Consider the following 12,525-nt stretch of genomic DNA (forward strand, 5'->3'; position numbering starts at 1 on the left):
GCTCACGAGCCACGACTGGCGTGTTAGCGTGCCGGCGTGTGCGTGTAAGCGGTCTGTTCCCTTCCACCAAACAGCGGGCGGTGGCGTTCAGCCACCGCCGCTCCCATCAGGCATGCGCCGGCTGCCGCAGGCCCCGCCACTGGCACCACACGCAGAACGCGGTGATCAGCACCAGGTCCGCCAACAGCAATTGACCGATATTGGAGAGCCAGGGCGAAGCCACCAGCATCACCACTGGCATGGCGACGACAAAGGCGGCATCCGCCAGGGTCAGCAGGCGTGCCAGCAGACGCGGGATCGGACGGCGGGTGGCGACCCAGGCCAGATCCATCGCCAGCACCAGCAGCGCGGCACCGGCGGCGGTGGCCAGCCACACCGGGATGGCACCGGCATGGGCACCGGCCAGACCGGCGAAGAAGGCGCCGGCGGTGACCAGGGGCACGCCGAACACGGCGCAGACAATAGCATTGAACAGCAGTGCGGATTTCAGGGATTGCCAAGGCATGATCCTTCTCCTTCGTGGTTTCTGATAGAGTCAGAATCCCCGCCAGGGGTAATCAAAACAATTACCTCGGAGGTAATCACATGCAGGCAGGTACGATACTGGCGGACTGGCGCCGCACCCGGCGCATCAGCCAGTTGGAACTGGCCAATAACGCCGGCGTTTCCAGTCGCCATCTGAGCTTTGTTGAAAATGGCCGCTCCCGCCCCAGCGCGGACATGCTCAAACGGCTGGCCGGGGCGCTGGATCTGAGCCTCAGGGAAACCAATTACCTGCTCACCGCCGCCGGCCATCCGCCGGCGTTTGGCGAAACCCGCCTGGACGAGCCCGCCATGGCTCCGGTACGGCAGGCGCTGAATCTGATGCTGGAGAACCACCTGCCCTATCCGGCGGTGGTGCTGGACGCGCATTGGAATCTGCTGCTGGCCAATCCGGCCCAGCACCGCATCGTCGCGGCCATGGTGGCGGAGCGCGGGCCGTTGCCGGAGACCACCAACATCATGGAACTGGCGTTCCATCCCGACGGCTTCCGCCCGTTCATCGAGAACTGGCCGGTGGTGGCGTCGTTTCTGCTGCGCCATCTGCGCCGCGATCTGCATGCGCGACCGGACCCGGTGCTGCACCGCCTGCACCGTCGTCTGGCGACGCTGGCCGATCTCAGCCGGATTCCAGTGGACATGCCGGTGAGTACGGACCCGATGCTGACACTGGTGCTCAATATCGGCGGGCAACGTCTGAACGCCTTCTCCACCCTGGCCAGTTTCGGCACCGCCGTGGACGTGGTGATGGAAGAATTACGTATAGAGCAATATTTCCCCGCCGATGAGGCGACGGCACAGTGGTTCGGGACACAGGCGGGCGGGAACGGCGGCGGTTGATCCGTTTTTCACCGACACGCATCGAAGACGGCGCCACAAACCCGTATAATCGCCCGCCCCCACAATCATCCAGGCGATCGCACATCCATGACCGAATTTGTTCCCGGGCAACGCTGGCTAAGTGAATCCGAAACCGAGCTGGGCCTCGGCGTGATCAAGGAGGTGGACTACCGCCTGGTCACCGTGAGCTATCCGGCGGTGGAGGAAGAGCGGACCTACGCCAAAAACAACGCGCCCCTGTCCCGGGTCACCGTCGATGTGGGCGAGACCCTGACCACCGACGACGGCCTGGAACTGAAAGTTCAGGCGGTCAATGACCTCAACGGGCTGCTGGTCTATCACGCCCATCCGGTGGATCAGCCGGACAATGTGCAGCCGGTACCCGAGTCCCATCTCGGCCATCAATTGGCCCTCAATGGTGCTCAGGAACGCCTGCTGGCCAACCAGCTCTCCTCCAATCGCTGGTTCGAACTGCGTATCAAGGCGCTGCAGGCCAAGGCCCAGAGCGAACGGTCTCCCCTGCAGGGGCTGCGTGGCGCCCGTATCGATCTGATCGGTCATCAGCTGTATATCGCCGAGCAGGTGGCGCGCCGCTACGCACCGCGGGTGTTGCTGGCCGATGAGGTGGGGTTGGGAAAAACCATCGAGGCGGGCCTGATTCTGCATCAGCAACTCTATACCGGGCGCGCGCAGCGAGTGCTGGTGGTGGTGCCCGATGCCCTGGTGCATCAATGGTTCGTGGAAATGGCACGGCGCTTCAATCTGCGCTTCAGCATTTTCGATGAAAGCCGCCTGGAGGCGCTCGGTGCCTCCAGCGCCGCCAGCATCAAGAACATGCTGGCGGATATCATCGCCGAGGAAACCGGTCAGGAATCGGCCACCCAGGACAATCCTTTTCTGTCCGAACAACTGGTCCTGTGCAGCACCACTTTCCTGGAAGGCTGCGATATCGACTTGCTGGCCGAAGCGGAATGGGACCTGCTGGTGGTGGACGAGGCCCACCACCTGGCCTGGAGCCCGGAACAGCCCTCCACCGCCTATAGCCGGGTGGAACAGGTGTCACGTCAGGCCCGCGGTCTGCTGTTGCTCACCGCCACACCAGAGCAGTTGGGGCTGGAAAGCCACTTTGCCCGCCTGCGCCTGCTGGACCCGGACCGCTACCCGAGCCTGGACGCCTTCATCGAGGAACAGCAGCAGTATCGGCAGGTTGCGGAACTGGCTGGCGCCCTGCATGACGAACCCAGCTGGTCGGCGTCGCTGCGCGAAAGTGCCGCCCACTGGCTGCCCGGCGAAGACATCGACGAAAGCCGCCGTGACGCCATTCTTGGCGAGTTGCTGGACCGCTTCGGGCCTGGCCGGGTGATGTTCCGCAACACCCGGCACAATGTGGCCGGCTTCCCTGAGCGGCGGGTTCAGGGTTATCCGCTGCCCTTGCCAGATGCCTATCGCATTGACGAGGACGAGGATCTGGAGCTGGCTCTGTATCCGGAGACCGCCTACCGGGACGATCGCTGGTGCGCCGAGGACCCGCGCACCGACTGGCTGGAGCAGTTCCTCAAGCAGCATCGTGGTGAAAAAGTGCTGGTGATCTGCGCGCACCGCGATACCGCCATCGACCTGCACGCCCACTGCGGCTACAAGCTGGGACTGAATCTGGCGGTGTTCCATGAAGATATGGACCTGATCGAGCGGGATCGCGCCGCCGCCTTTTTCGCCGATGACGTGGACGGCGCCCAGGCCCTGATCTGCTCCGAGATCGGCTCCGAAGGCCGTAACTTCCAGTTCGCCCATCATCTGGTGCTGCTCGATCTGCCGCGCAATCCGGACTTGCTGGAGCAACGCATCGGTCGCCTGGACCGCATCGGCCAGACCGACACCATTCAGATTCACGTGCCGCATTTTCAGGCCCACGCACAGCAAGTCCTGTTCCGTTGGTACCACGAAGGCATGGGGGCGTTCGAGCACACCAATCCCGCCGGTCACGAGATAGGCCAGCGCTGCGGGGAAGCATTGGAACAGGCCCTGCGTGCCCCGGCCGACGATGCCAAGGTCTCCTCCCTGTTGGCACGGACCCGGGAGGTCACCGATGAGCTGCGCCAGCGTCTGGAGGAAGGCCGGGACCGCCTGCTGGAAATGGCGTCCTGCGACCGAGAACAGGCCGACGGCTTGCGCGATCAACTGGCCCGGGAAGACGAGCAAACCCCCATGGCGTTCCTTGGCGAGGTGTTCGAACACTACGGCGTCGACCAGGAAGATCATTCCGAACACGCCTGGGTACTGAAGCCGGCACCGCATTTGCGCGAACCTTTCCCCGGCCTGCCGGAAGAAGGCATCACCGTCACCGACCAGCGCGGCACCGCCATCGCCCGGGATGACATGCAGTTTCTGACCTGGGAGCACCCGATGGTCACCGGGGTGCTGGATCGCCTGCTTACCGAAACCCGGGGCAAAGCCTCGGTGGCGCTGCTCAAGAATCCGAAAATCCCCGCCGGCACCCTGCTGGTGGAAACCATCTATACGGTGTCGTGCAGCGCCCCCCGGCATCTGCAGCTGGACCGCTTCCTGCCGACGGTGACGATCCGCCATCTGCTGGATCCCAAGGGGCGCGATCTGTCCCAGGCCATCGACTTCCCGGGTCTGTGCCGGCAATGCCACAAACTGGAAAAACCGCTGGCCCGCAAGGTGGTGGGCAGCCAGAAAGCGTTACTGGAAAAACTGCTGCGCGCCAATGAAACCCGGGCCAAGGAAGCAGCGGAAGAGCATATCAATAGCGCCCGCGAAGCGATGAACCGCCATCAGCAAGCGGAGCTGGCCCGGCTCAAAGCACTGCGCGAGAAGAATCCGGCAGTGCGTGACGAAGAGATCGAGTTCCTGGAAACGCAGACCCGGGCCCTGGCCGCTTATCTGGACCAGGCGCGGGTGCAATTGGAAGCGGTCCGTGTGATCGTTGCCGGAAACTGAGTTAAGGAGTGCCGGAATGAGCTATCTGCCCTGTGTGGAAATCGAACCGCCGCAGCCCGCCGAAACCAGCGTGATCTGGTTGCACGGCCTGGGTGCCAGCGGCCATGACTTCGAGCCGGTGGTACCGGAGCTGGCACGCAAGAGCACCCGTTTCGTGTTTCCGCACGCACCGCAAATTCCGGTGACCGTCAACGGCGGCATGGTCATGCCGGCCTGGTACGACATCATCAGTCTGGGCGGCGGCGGGCCGATCGACGAGGACGGCATCCGCCGCTCGGCGGCCCGGATCGACGCCCTGATCGAACGTGAGATCGAGCGCGGCATTCCCGCCGAACGCATTGTTGTCGCCGGCTTTTCCCAGGGCGGCGCGGTGGCCTATGAGGTGGCTCTGCGCCATCCGGCACGTCTGGCCGGCCTGATGGCTTTGTCCACTTACTTCGCCACCGCCGACAGCATCCGCTTCAGCGATGCCAATCAGGCCCTGCCGATCTTCATCGCCCACGGTACTTTCGATCCCATGGTGCCCGAGGAAGGCGGCCGCCGGGCGGCGGAAACACTGACCGCCAAAGGTTACTCCACGGACTACAAAACCTACCCCATGGAGCACGCGGTGTGTCTGGAGGAGATCCAGGACATCGCCGCATTCCTGCATAGCGTGCTCGACTGACCACTGCTGCCCCACTGATTCGCGAGCAAGCTCGCTCCCACAGCGGTATCACTACGGAGCCGCTGTGGGAAGCTGCCTTGGCAGCGGATCAGTCGGCGAACACCTCATCGAACAGGTCGTCCATGGCGGCGAAGGCACGCCGCGCCACCTGGGCGTTGTATTCGCTGGTGCCCGGGTTGCTGGCGTTGGGGTCGGTGAAGGAGTGCACCGCGCCACCATGGTTGATAAAGGTCCAGTCGGCGCCGGCGTTGTCCATCTCCACCTTGAAGGCGGCGATCGCTTCGGCGCTGACCATGGGATCGTCGGCGCCGTTCATCACCAGCACCGGCCCGCGGATCGGACCGCTTTGCTCCGGCTCCGGCGTCTCCAACAGGCCGTGGAACGACGCCGCCGCCCGGATGTGGGCGCCGTCGCGGGCCAACTCCAAAGCGCAGGCACCACCGAAACAGAAACCGAACACCGCCACCCGGTCCTCGGCCACGCCCAGTTTGCCCGCCTCTTCGCGCAACACAGCCAGCGCCGCCCGCAACCGGGCACGCAGCGCGGCGTTGTCGTTGCGGATCGCGCCCATGGCCTCCGCTGCTTCCCCTGCGCTGGCGGGGCGCACCTCCACACCGTAGGGATCAAGGACCAGAATGACATTGCGCTCTCCGACTCGTTCCCGAGCCAGCTTCTCGGCGGCATCGCTGACACCGTAAAAGTTCGGCGCCATTAGCAGGGCCCGGTCAGGCTTACCCTCCGCCGGATACAGCAGCCGCCCTTCGAAGGGGGCTCCGTTCACCTCATAGGACACGGTCCGCACTTCAACTTCTGACATATTCCTCTCCCGTCATATCAAACGGCGTGATAACACCGCGGCAAAGATAAAATCTCGTAATCCCGGGCTCTGGCCCACTTTCCCGAACATCACCCGGCTCTATATTGAAGAAACGGACATTGCACAGAATCCATGAAGAGGACGCAACCATGCGCCGCAAACTGATTACGACACTGGCTGTGGGCGCCCTGCTGGCCACCGGCGTGGCGCAGGCGGATCCGCCCCCCTGGGCCGGGAACGGCAACAAGCACAACGGCACCCCCCATAAAGTGGAAAAACGGGTCGAGTACCATAACGACCGGGACTGGCGCGACTATCGCTTCTCCCGGGACGAGCGGGATCGGCTTGGCCGCTTTTATCAGCGCTACCCGTCCCGCTCGGACCTGCCGCCAGGACTGCGCAAGAAGCTGGCCCGCACCGGCGAGTTGCCGCAGGGATGGCGCAAGAAACTGCAATCCGGCCATCGCCTGTCCGATGACCTCCGCCGGTTCGGCTACCGCCTTCCCAACAGCTACTACGGGGACAGCTATCGCGGCGGCTACGGGTACTCCGATTATGTCATCGACAATGAGGTGGTTCGCGTTCTGGACGCCACCCAGACCATCATCGATATTTTCCAACTGACCCGCTAACGAAACGACGGGGAACCCCTGCTCTTCTTCGGCGTCACATTGAGAGTGCGACTTTGGAACCACCGACACGAAAAACCAGGAGTTCCCATGCCCAGATTGGCAATTCAAGGTTTGCTGGCGATCACGGCCACGCTCTGGCTGTCCCAACCCGCCCTGGCCCGGGTGGAAAGTAACGATATCGACTCACCGACGGTGGAAACCCTGGAACCGGCCGCCACCTCGGCCACCGAAACACCAGCCAGAGAAAACGAAGAGGAAAAATTCTGAATTTGGAGGTTCCGCCGGGAACTTGCCGTCACCCGCACTGACTAATCTTGTGCAGTTTCTCCCTTGTAGATAATCAGGCAACCCTCGGGGCGCTTGGCGGCACGAACCGCCGGCGCCTTTTTTTTGGTTGATCGCGGCTTAGTGGGCCACGGCGCTTCAATCATGGGCGCGGGTCTGTAACGGAAGGGGCTACCAAGCCGCTCTATTCGCCAGCAAGCTGGTCTCCCACGGATCTGCCACGAAGCCGCTGTGGGAAGCGGCCTTGGCCGCGAATGCCCTGAGCCGTTGGCGATTCGCTTGCCAGCAAGCTTCCCACAGCGGCGCTGTAGCCACCGCTGAATGGATGTCTTCGAGGTATCCGAGCAATACGGGCATCCTTTCCTCTCCTGGAAAGGTTGGTCGTTGTGGGAGTCCGGAACGCGGCGGTTCACTCGAATCGGGCTGCACGGAGCCCCCGCCGGAGCGACCCTGTTTGACAGGGACGTCAAAACCGGGAGCTTACAGGGACGTATTTACGGCGATCCCGGAAGGCCTCCGTGCGGATCCGTGCCCCCGATGGAGACCCTCATTCCCGTTATCCGTGATGAACCTTCTTTTAGCCAGCTGTGCGCTATTTCTTGCCGCCTGGCCCGAATGGCATGGGGAAAGTGGTTACGTTGGAGCCGGTGGCCTCGGTAATCTTACCTACTCCTTCCTTCTCCACCTCATCCACCCGGATAATGGCGTGCATCGGAATGAAAGAACGCTGGACGCCAGCGAATTCGCTCTTCAGCCGTTCCTCGGACGGATCCACCACCATTTGCGATCGTTCACCAAACAAAAATTCCTCTACTTCGATGAACCCGTAGAGTTCGCTCTGATAGATCTGGGCAGCGTAAATTTCATAGATCTGCCCCTGGTTGAGGAAAATAACCCTGTAAATCTGACGGCTTTTGGACATTCCTGAATCCCTGCGGAGGGGTCGAAACGGGGCGCGCAGTCTAGCACAAATCGACCCGGGTACACCCTCCCCAAGCCACGTGACATGCGGCATTCCGGCTGGACTTTGCCCCCTTGAATGTCTAGAGTTACCGGCCGTATGCCGTGGGGCATTTTGCCGCACCCTGGAAGTTCGAACCAAACCATCTTCATTCAGTTAACTTGTTGATTTGGTTGGAATTTCCCCCTTCTCGAGACGTTTGGACAGCCGCTTTTTTGGTCTGTCCCGCCCCGTTTTGGGCCTGGAATCCGGCAACGGCTCCACAGCATCCTCAAGAAAAACCTGGGCCCGGTTCCAGGTGCCGGTGACGGCTAAGAAGGCGAAGAATGGGCTTGGACTCCTTACTGGGGGTACCTAGCCGGGGAAAACAGGGAGCAAACGCATGCAGTCAACTCTGTTCCACCGCATGGCGGTCGGTTTGACCTCGCTGATGATCAGCGGGTTGGCCACGGCCAGCGACTGGGCTGAACGTTCCGACCACAACCTACGGCCCGGCGTGACCGCGGTCGCCCAGGAAGTACACGGCTTGCACAACACCGTGTTGTGGATCGTATCCATCATCGGCCTGCTGGTTTTCGGGCTGATCCTGATCTCGGTGATCCGTCACCGCCGATCCAAACACCCAACCCCAGCCACCTTCCATGAAAATATCTTCCTGGAAGTTCTGTGGACGATCATTCCCTTTATCATCTTGATCGCCATGGCCGTGCCCGCCACCCGGGTACTGATTGAACTGGACGATACCGCCGATTCCGAACTGACCGTCAAGGTGACCGGTTATCGCTGGAGATGGGGCTACGAGTACCTCACCTACCAGGACGACAACGACGTCGGCGTCTCGTTCATCTCCTCCCTGGCCACGCCGCCCGAACAGTACCAGAACCCGGTGCTCTCCGGTGGCCTGTTCCCCTACGGTACCGCCAAGGACCGCGTCGGAGCGCCTTCCCAGGACAAGGACCACAACTACATGCTCGAAGTGGATAACCCGCTGGTTATTCCTTCCGGCCAGAAGGTTCGTTTCCTGGTTACTTCCGATGATGTGATCCACTCGTTCTGGATTCCTGACTTCGGCGGCAAGAAGGACGCCATCCCGGGCTTTGTCAACGAAACCTGGGCGCTGGTTCCCGAAGGCCAGGAAGGCACCTACTACGGCCAGTGCGCCGAGCTGTGCGGCAAGAACCACGCGTTCATGCCCATCGAGGTCAAGGTGGTCTCCCAAAGTGAGTTCCAGGAGTGGCTGGCGCAGAGGAAAGAAGAGGCCGCCGCGGCACCTGATCTGACCCCCTTCGAAAATCTTGAGGCAGCAATGGCGGCGGGCGAAAAAGTGTACGCATCCCAATGCGCTCTCTGTCACGGGCAGAACGGAGAAGGCGGCATCGGCCTGCCGTTCGCCGGCGACGATTTCGCCATCAAACCGGAGCACCGCGAAGAGCACATTCATGTGGTGCTTGAAGGCCGCAACGCCATGCCGGCTTTCAAAGGTCAATTAACGCCCAAGGATATCGCGGCGGTGATTACCTATGAGCGGAACGCCTGGGGCAACGACTCCGGCGATCTGATCCAACCCGAAGACGTACACGAAGAAGAGTAAGGGAGGGGACCGCGATGAGCACTGTTGCCGCAGCACACGATGATCACGATCATCACCACGCCCCGACCGGCCTGAAGCGCTGGCTGTTCAGCACCAACCACAAAGACATCGGTACGCTGTACCTGTGGTTCAGCTTTGCCATGTTCCTGGCCGGCGGTTTCATGGCGATGATCATTCGGGCGGAATTGATCGAGCCCGGGATGCAATTCGTTGATCCGGAATTCTTTAACCAGATGACCACGGTCCATGGTCTGACCATGGTCTTCGGGGCGGTCATGCCCGGCTTCGTGGGTCTGGCCAACTGGATGATTCCGCTGATGATCGGCGCGCCGGACATGGCGTTGCCGCGTATGAATAACTGGTCGTTCTGGATTCTGCCGTTCGCGTTCGCCATTCTGCTGAGCTCGGTGCTGTTGAGCGCCTTCGGCCATGGCAACCCGAGCGCGCCGAACTTCGGCTGGACTTTCTACGCACCGCTGTCCACCAAATACGGCCCGGCCTCCACCGATCTGTTCATTCTGTCGGTGCATATGATGGGGATCTCTTCCATCATGGGCGCCATCAACGTGATCGTGACGGTGTTCAACCTGCGGGCACCGGGCATGACCCTGATGAAAATGCCGCTGTTCGTATGGACCTGGCTGATCACCGCCTTCCTGCTGATCGCGGTGATGCCGGTACTGGCCGGCGCCGTCACCATGATGCTCACCGACCGTCACTTCGGCACCAGCTTCTTTGATGCCGCCGGCGGCGGCGACCCGGTTCTGTTCCAGCACGTGTTCTGGTTCTTCGGGCATCCCGAGGTGTACATCATGATCCTGCCGGCGTTTGGTATTGTGTCGGCGATCATCCCCACTTTCGCGCGCAAGCAGCTGTTCGGGTATGCCTCCATGGTGTACGCCACCGCTTCCATCGCGCTGTTGAGCTTCGTGGTCTGGGCCCACCATATGTTCACCGTGGGCATGCCGCTGGCCGGCACCCTGTTCTTCATGTACATGACCATGCTGATCTCGGTCCCCACCGGGGTGAAGGTGTTCAACTGGGTGGCCACCATGTGGCGCGGTTCCATGACCTTCGAGCTGCCGATGAAGTGGGCCATCACCTTCGTCATCTTGTTCACCTGCGGCGGCCTGTCCGGTCTGATGCTGGCGATCACGCCGGTGGACTTCCAGTACCACGACACCTACTTCGTGGTGGCGCACTTCCACTACGTACTGGTGTCCGGCGCTGTGTTCACCATGTTCGCCGCCGCCTACTACTGGCTGCCGAAGTGGTCCGGTGTGATGCCGAGCAAGGTGCTGGGTGAACTGCACTTCTGGAACTCTCTGATTTCCGTGAACCTGCTGTTCTTCCCCATGCACTTCGTGGGTCTGGCCGGCATGCCGCGCCGCTACGCCGACTACGCTCTGCAATTCGCCGATTACAACTTCTGGATCTCCATCGGCGGGTTCTGGTTCGGTCTTTCCCAGCTGTTCTTCCTGGCCGTGTGTCTGCAGTGCGCGCTGAAGAAAGGCGAAAAGGCGGAAGCCAAGCCCTGGGACGGCGCCGAGGGTCTGGAATGGGAAGTGCCGTCTCCGGCCCCCTTCCACACCTTCGACACACCGCCGGTGGTGAAGTAACGGGTCCGACGGAAAGAGGGAGGCACCATGAGCAACGACGATCTGCAGGCCCGCAACGCCCGCACTTTGAAGAAGCTCCTTATCTGGGCGGTGGCGATGTTCGGCTTCGCCTTCGCCATGGTGCCTTTCTACAACGTCATCTGTGACATCACCGGCCTGAACGGCAAGACATCCAACACCGCGGCGACCCAATCGCCGGAAACCGTGGTGGAGGACCGGGTCGTGACAGTGGAGTTCATTACCCAAAACGGGGCCGGCGTGAACGGCAGTTTCTACGCCAAAACTCACCGGGTGCGGGTGCATCCGGGCGAGATCACGCTGGTGAACTTCTACGCGAGCAACCCCAAGGACCACGACATCATCACCCAGAGCATTCCTTCCATTACCCCCGGGCAGGCGGCACGCTACCTGCACAAAACCCAGTGCTTCTGCTTTGATCAGCAGACGCTGACAGCGGGGGAAATGAAGGAAATGCCGATGATTTTTTACCTGGATCCGGAGTTGCCCAAGCACATCACCACCCTGACCCTGTCCTACACCATGTTCGATGTGACCGAACGCGTAACCGGGACTGATAACAAAAGCGACACCGTGGTGCGCTAAACCCGGTGGCAGAGGAGACCAATTCAATGGCAACCGATAAGTACTACGTACCCGAGAGCAGCCCCTGGCCCCTGGTGGCCTCGGTGGGGCTGTTCATGACCGCCTTCGGCGGCGCCCATTTCATTCAACAGGCCACCGACCCGGATACGTTCTCCGGCTCCTGGGGCCGGCCGCTGTTTTTCTTCGGCCTGGCCTGGTTGTGGCTGACCATCGCGCTGTGGTGGCGTGACACCATCAAGGAATCCCGTGGCGGGCTGCACAGCCATCAACTGGGCATTTCCTATCGCCAGGGCATGCTCTGGTTCATCTTTTCCGAGGTCATGTTCTTTGGCGCTTTCTTCGGCGCCCTGTTCTACACCCGCTGGCTGATCGTGCCGTGGCTGGGCGGCGCCGGCAGTAACGCCATGACCCACGAGTTGCTATGGCCGGACTTCCAGGCCATGTGGCCTCTGGTGAAAACACCGGGCGGCACCACCACCCAAGCCATGGGCGCCTGGGGCCTGCCGGCGATCAACACCGCCATCCTGTTGACCAGTTCCATCACCCTGACCATCGCCCACCACGCCTTGCTGGCGGGTAAACGCGGCAAGTTGATCGGCTTCCAGGCCATCACCGTGCTGCTGGGCGCGATCTTCCTTGGTCTGCAGGTGGAAGAATATATCCACGCCTATACCGAAATGGGCCTGACCCTGGACGCCGGCATCTACGGCAGCCTGTTCTTCCTGCTCACCGGTTTCCACGGCGCGCACGTGACCATCGGCACCATCTTCCTGGCGGTGACGCTGATCCGGGTGATCAAGGGGCATTTCGACGCCGAGAACAACTTTGCCTGGGAAGCGGGGGCCTGGTACTGGCACTTTGTGGATGTGGTGTGGCTGTTCCTGTTCGTGGTGGTGTACTGGCTGTAAACGCCATCACCTTCCCGAACACCAGAAGCCCCGGCAATGCCGGGGCTTTTTTTGTGGTTCATCGCGGCTTGAGGGCCACGGCGCTTCAATCATGGGCACGG

At 61.7% G+C, this 12,525-nt stretch carries 12 protein-coding genes; 9 read left to right on the forward strand and 3 right to left on the reverse strand.

Annotation, left to right across the window (positions count from 1 at the left end):
• Nucleotides 1-106: 106 nt before the first annotated feature.
• On the reverse strand, nucleotides 107-505 hold the full coding sequence (locus A6D6_RS18485) for a hypothetical protein (RefSeq protein WP_133490337.1): 399 nt from the start codon (nucleotides 503-505) through the stop codon (nucleotides 107-109).
• Nucleotides 506-585: 80 nt separating this feature from the next.
• Between A6D6_RS18485 and A6D6_RS18490 the strand changes: the two genes are divergently transcribed.
• The 3 genes from A6D6_RS18490 (at nucleotide 586) to A6D6_RS18500 (ending at nucleotide 5,008) form a co-directional block, all read left to right on the forward strand.
• The gene (locus A6D6_RS18490; RefSeq protein ID WP_159661521.1) at nucleotides 586-1,380 is read left to right on the forward strand and encodes a helix-turn-helix domain-containing protein; all 795 of its coding nucleotides are present in this window, start codon (nucleotides 586-588) and stop codon (nucleotides 1,378-1,380) included.
• A gap of 87 nt (nucleotides 1,381-1,467) precedes the next feature.
• Nucleotides 1,468-4,341, forward strand: a complete 2,874-nt coding sequence (gene rapA, locus A6D6_RS18495; protein ID WP_159661522.1) for an RNA polymerase-associated protein RapA — start codon at nucleotides 1,468-1,470, stop codon at nucleotides 4,339-4,341.
• 16 nt (nucleotides 4,342-4,357) lie between these two features.
• Nucleotides 4,358-5,008 carry an alpha/beta hydrolase gene (locus A6D6_RS18500; RefSeq protein WP_159661523.1) on the forward strand — a complete coding sequence of 217 codons (651 nt, stop codon included), beginning with the start codon at nucleotides 4,358-4,360 and terminating at the stop codon, nucleotides 5,006-5,008.
• Nucleotides 5,009-5,096: 88 nt separating this feature from the next.
• On the opposite strand, the gene A6D6_RS18505 is transcribed toward A6D6_RS18500, so the two are convergent.
• Nucleotides 5,097-5,825: a dienelactone hydrolase family protein gene (locus tag A6D6_RS18505; protein ID WP_159661524.1), complete on the reverse strand. Its 729-nt coding sequence runs from the start codon at nucleotides 5,823-5,825 to the stop codon at nucleotides 5,097-5,099.
• A gap of 149 nt (nucleotides 5,826-5,974) precedes the next feature.
• Between A6D6_RS18505 and A6D6_RS18510 the strand changes: the two genes are divergently transcribed.
• On the forward strand, nucleotides 5,975-6,457 hold the full coding sequence (locus A6D6_RS18510; RefSeq protein ID WP_201303844.1) for a hypothetical protein: 483 nt from the start codon (nucleotides 5,975-5,977) through the stop codon (nucleotides 6,455-6,457).
• Between the two features lie 87 nt (nucleotides 6,458-6,544).
• Nucleotides 6,545-6,724, forward strand: a complete 180-nt coding sequence (locus A6D6_RS18515) for a hypothetical protein (RefSeq protein ID WP_159661525.1) — start codon at nucleotides 6,545-6,547, stop codon at nucleotides 6,722-6,724.
• A 610-nt stretch (nucleotides 6,725-7,334) separates the two neighbouring features.
• Here the strand turns inward: A6D6_RS18515 and A6D6_RS18520 are convergent.
• Nucleotides 7,335-7,664, reverse strand: coding sequence for a DUF1820 family protein (locus tag A6D6_RS18520; RefSeq protein ID WP_133490331.1), 330 nt, complete (start codon nucleotides 7,662-7,664; stop codon nucleotides 7,335-7,337).
• Between the two features lie 421 nt (nucleotides 7,665-8,085).
• Here A6D6_RS18520 and coxB point away from each other — a divergent pair, with 421 nt between their 5' ends.
• From coxB to A6D6_RS18540, 4 genes are read left to right on the forward strand one after another with little or no spacing between them, the layout of a single operon-like run.
• Entirely contained in the window at nucleotides 8,086-9,294 is a 1,209-nt protein-coding gene (gene coxB, locus A6D6_RS18525) for a cytochrome c oxidase subunit II (protein WP_133490330.1), read from the forward strand.
• A 14-nt stretch (nucleotides 9,295-9,308) separates the two neighbouring features.
• On the forward strand, nucleotides 9,309-10,913 hold the full coding sequence (ctaD, locus tag A6D6_RS18530) for a cytochrome c oxidase subunit I (RefSeq protein WP_022995290.1): 1,605 nt from the start codon (nucleotides 9,309-9,311) through the stop codon (nucleotides 10,911-10,913).
• A 27-nt stretch (nucleotides 10,914-10,940) separates the two neighbouring features.
• On the forward strand, nucleotides 10,941-11,516 hold the full coding sequence (locus tag A6D6_RS18535; protein WP_014993500.1) for a cytochrome c oxidase assembly protein: 576 nt from the start codon (nucleotides 10,941-10,943) through the stop codon (nucleotides 11,514-11,516).
• 26 nt (nucleotides 11,517-11,542) lie between these two features.
• On the forward strand, nucleotides 11,543-12,424 hold the full coding sequence (locus A6D6_RS18540; protein ID WP_133490328.1) for a cytochrome c oxidase subunit 3: 882 nt from the start codon (nucleotides 11,543-11,545) through the stop codon (nucleotides 12,422-12,424).
• Nucleotides 12,425-12,525: the final 101 nt, after the last annotated feature.

Source organism: Alcanivorax xiamenensis (genome assembly GCF_009846745.1).
Taxonomy (GTDB): domain Bacteria; phylum Pseudomonadota; class Gammaproteobacteria; order Pseudomonadales; family Alcanivoracaceae; genus Alloalcanivorax; species Alloalcanivorax xiamenensis.

Excerpts from the sequence above, each read along its gene's own strand:
- A6D6_RS18535 (WP_014993500.1), top strand. The coding sequence starts at position 10,941 with ATGAGCAACGACGATCTGCAGGCCCGCAACGCCCGCACTTTGAAGAAG.
- A6D6_RS18505 (WP_159661524.1), bottom strand. The coding sequence starts at position 5,825 with ATGTCAGAAGTTGAAGTGCGGACCGTGTCCTATGAGGTGAACGGAGCC.
- A6D6_RS18490 (WP_159661521.1), top strand. The coding sequence starts at position 586 with ATGCAGGCAGGTACGATACTGGCGGACTGGCGCCGCACCCGGCGCATC.
- ctaD (WP_022995290.1), top strand. The coding sequence starts at position 9,309 with ATGAGCACTGTTGCCGCAGCACACGATGATCACGATCATCACCACGCC.
- A6D6_RS18520 (WP_133490331.1), bottom strand. The coding sequence starts at position 7,664 with ATGTCCAAAAGCCGTCAGATTTACAGGGTTATTTTCCTCAACCAGGGG.
- A6D6_RS18485 (WP_133490337.1), bottom strand. The coding sequence starts at position 505 with ATGCCTTGGCAATCCCTGAAATCCGCACTGCTGTTCAATGCTATTGTC.
- A6D6_RS18540 (WP_133490328.1), top strand. The coding sequence starts at position 11,543 with ATGGCAACCGATAAGTACTACGTACCCGAGAGCAGCCCCTGGCCCCTG.
- coxB (WP_133490330.1), top strand. The coding sequence starts at position 8,086 with ATGCAGTCAACTCTGTTCCACCGCATGGCGGTCGGTTTGACCTCGCTG.
- A6D6_RS18510 (WP_201303844.1), top strand. The coding sequence starts at position 5,975 with ATGCGCCGCAAACTGATTACGACACTGGCTGTGGGCGCCCTGCTGGCC.
- A6D6_RS18515 (WP_159661525.1), top strand. The coding sequence starts at position 6,545 with ATGCCCAGATTGGCAATTCAAGGTTTGCTGGCGATCACGGCCACGCTC.
- rapA (WP_159661522.1), top strand. The coding sequence starts at position 1,468 with ATGACCGAATTTGTTCCCGGGCAACGCTGGCTAAGTGAATCCGAAACC.
- A6D6_RS18500 (WP_159661523.1), top strand. The coding sequence starts at position 4,358 with ATGAGCTATCTGCCCTGTGTGGAAATCGAACCGCCGCAGCCCGCCGAA.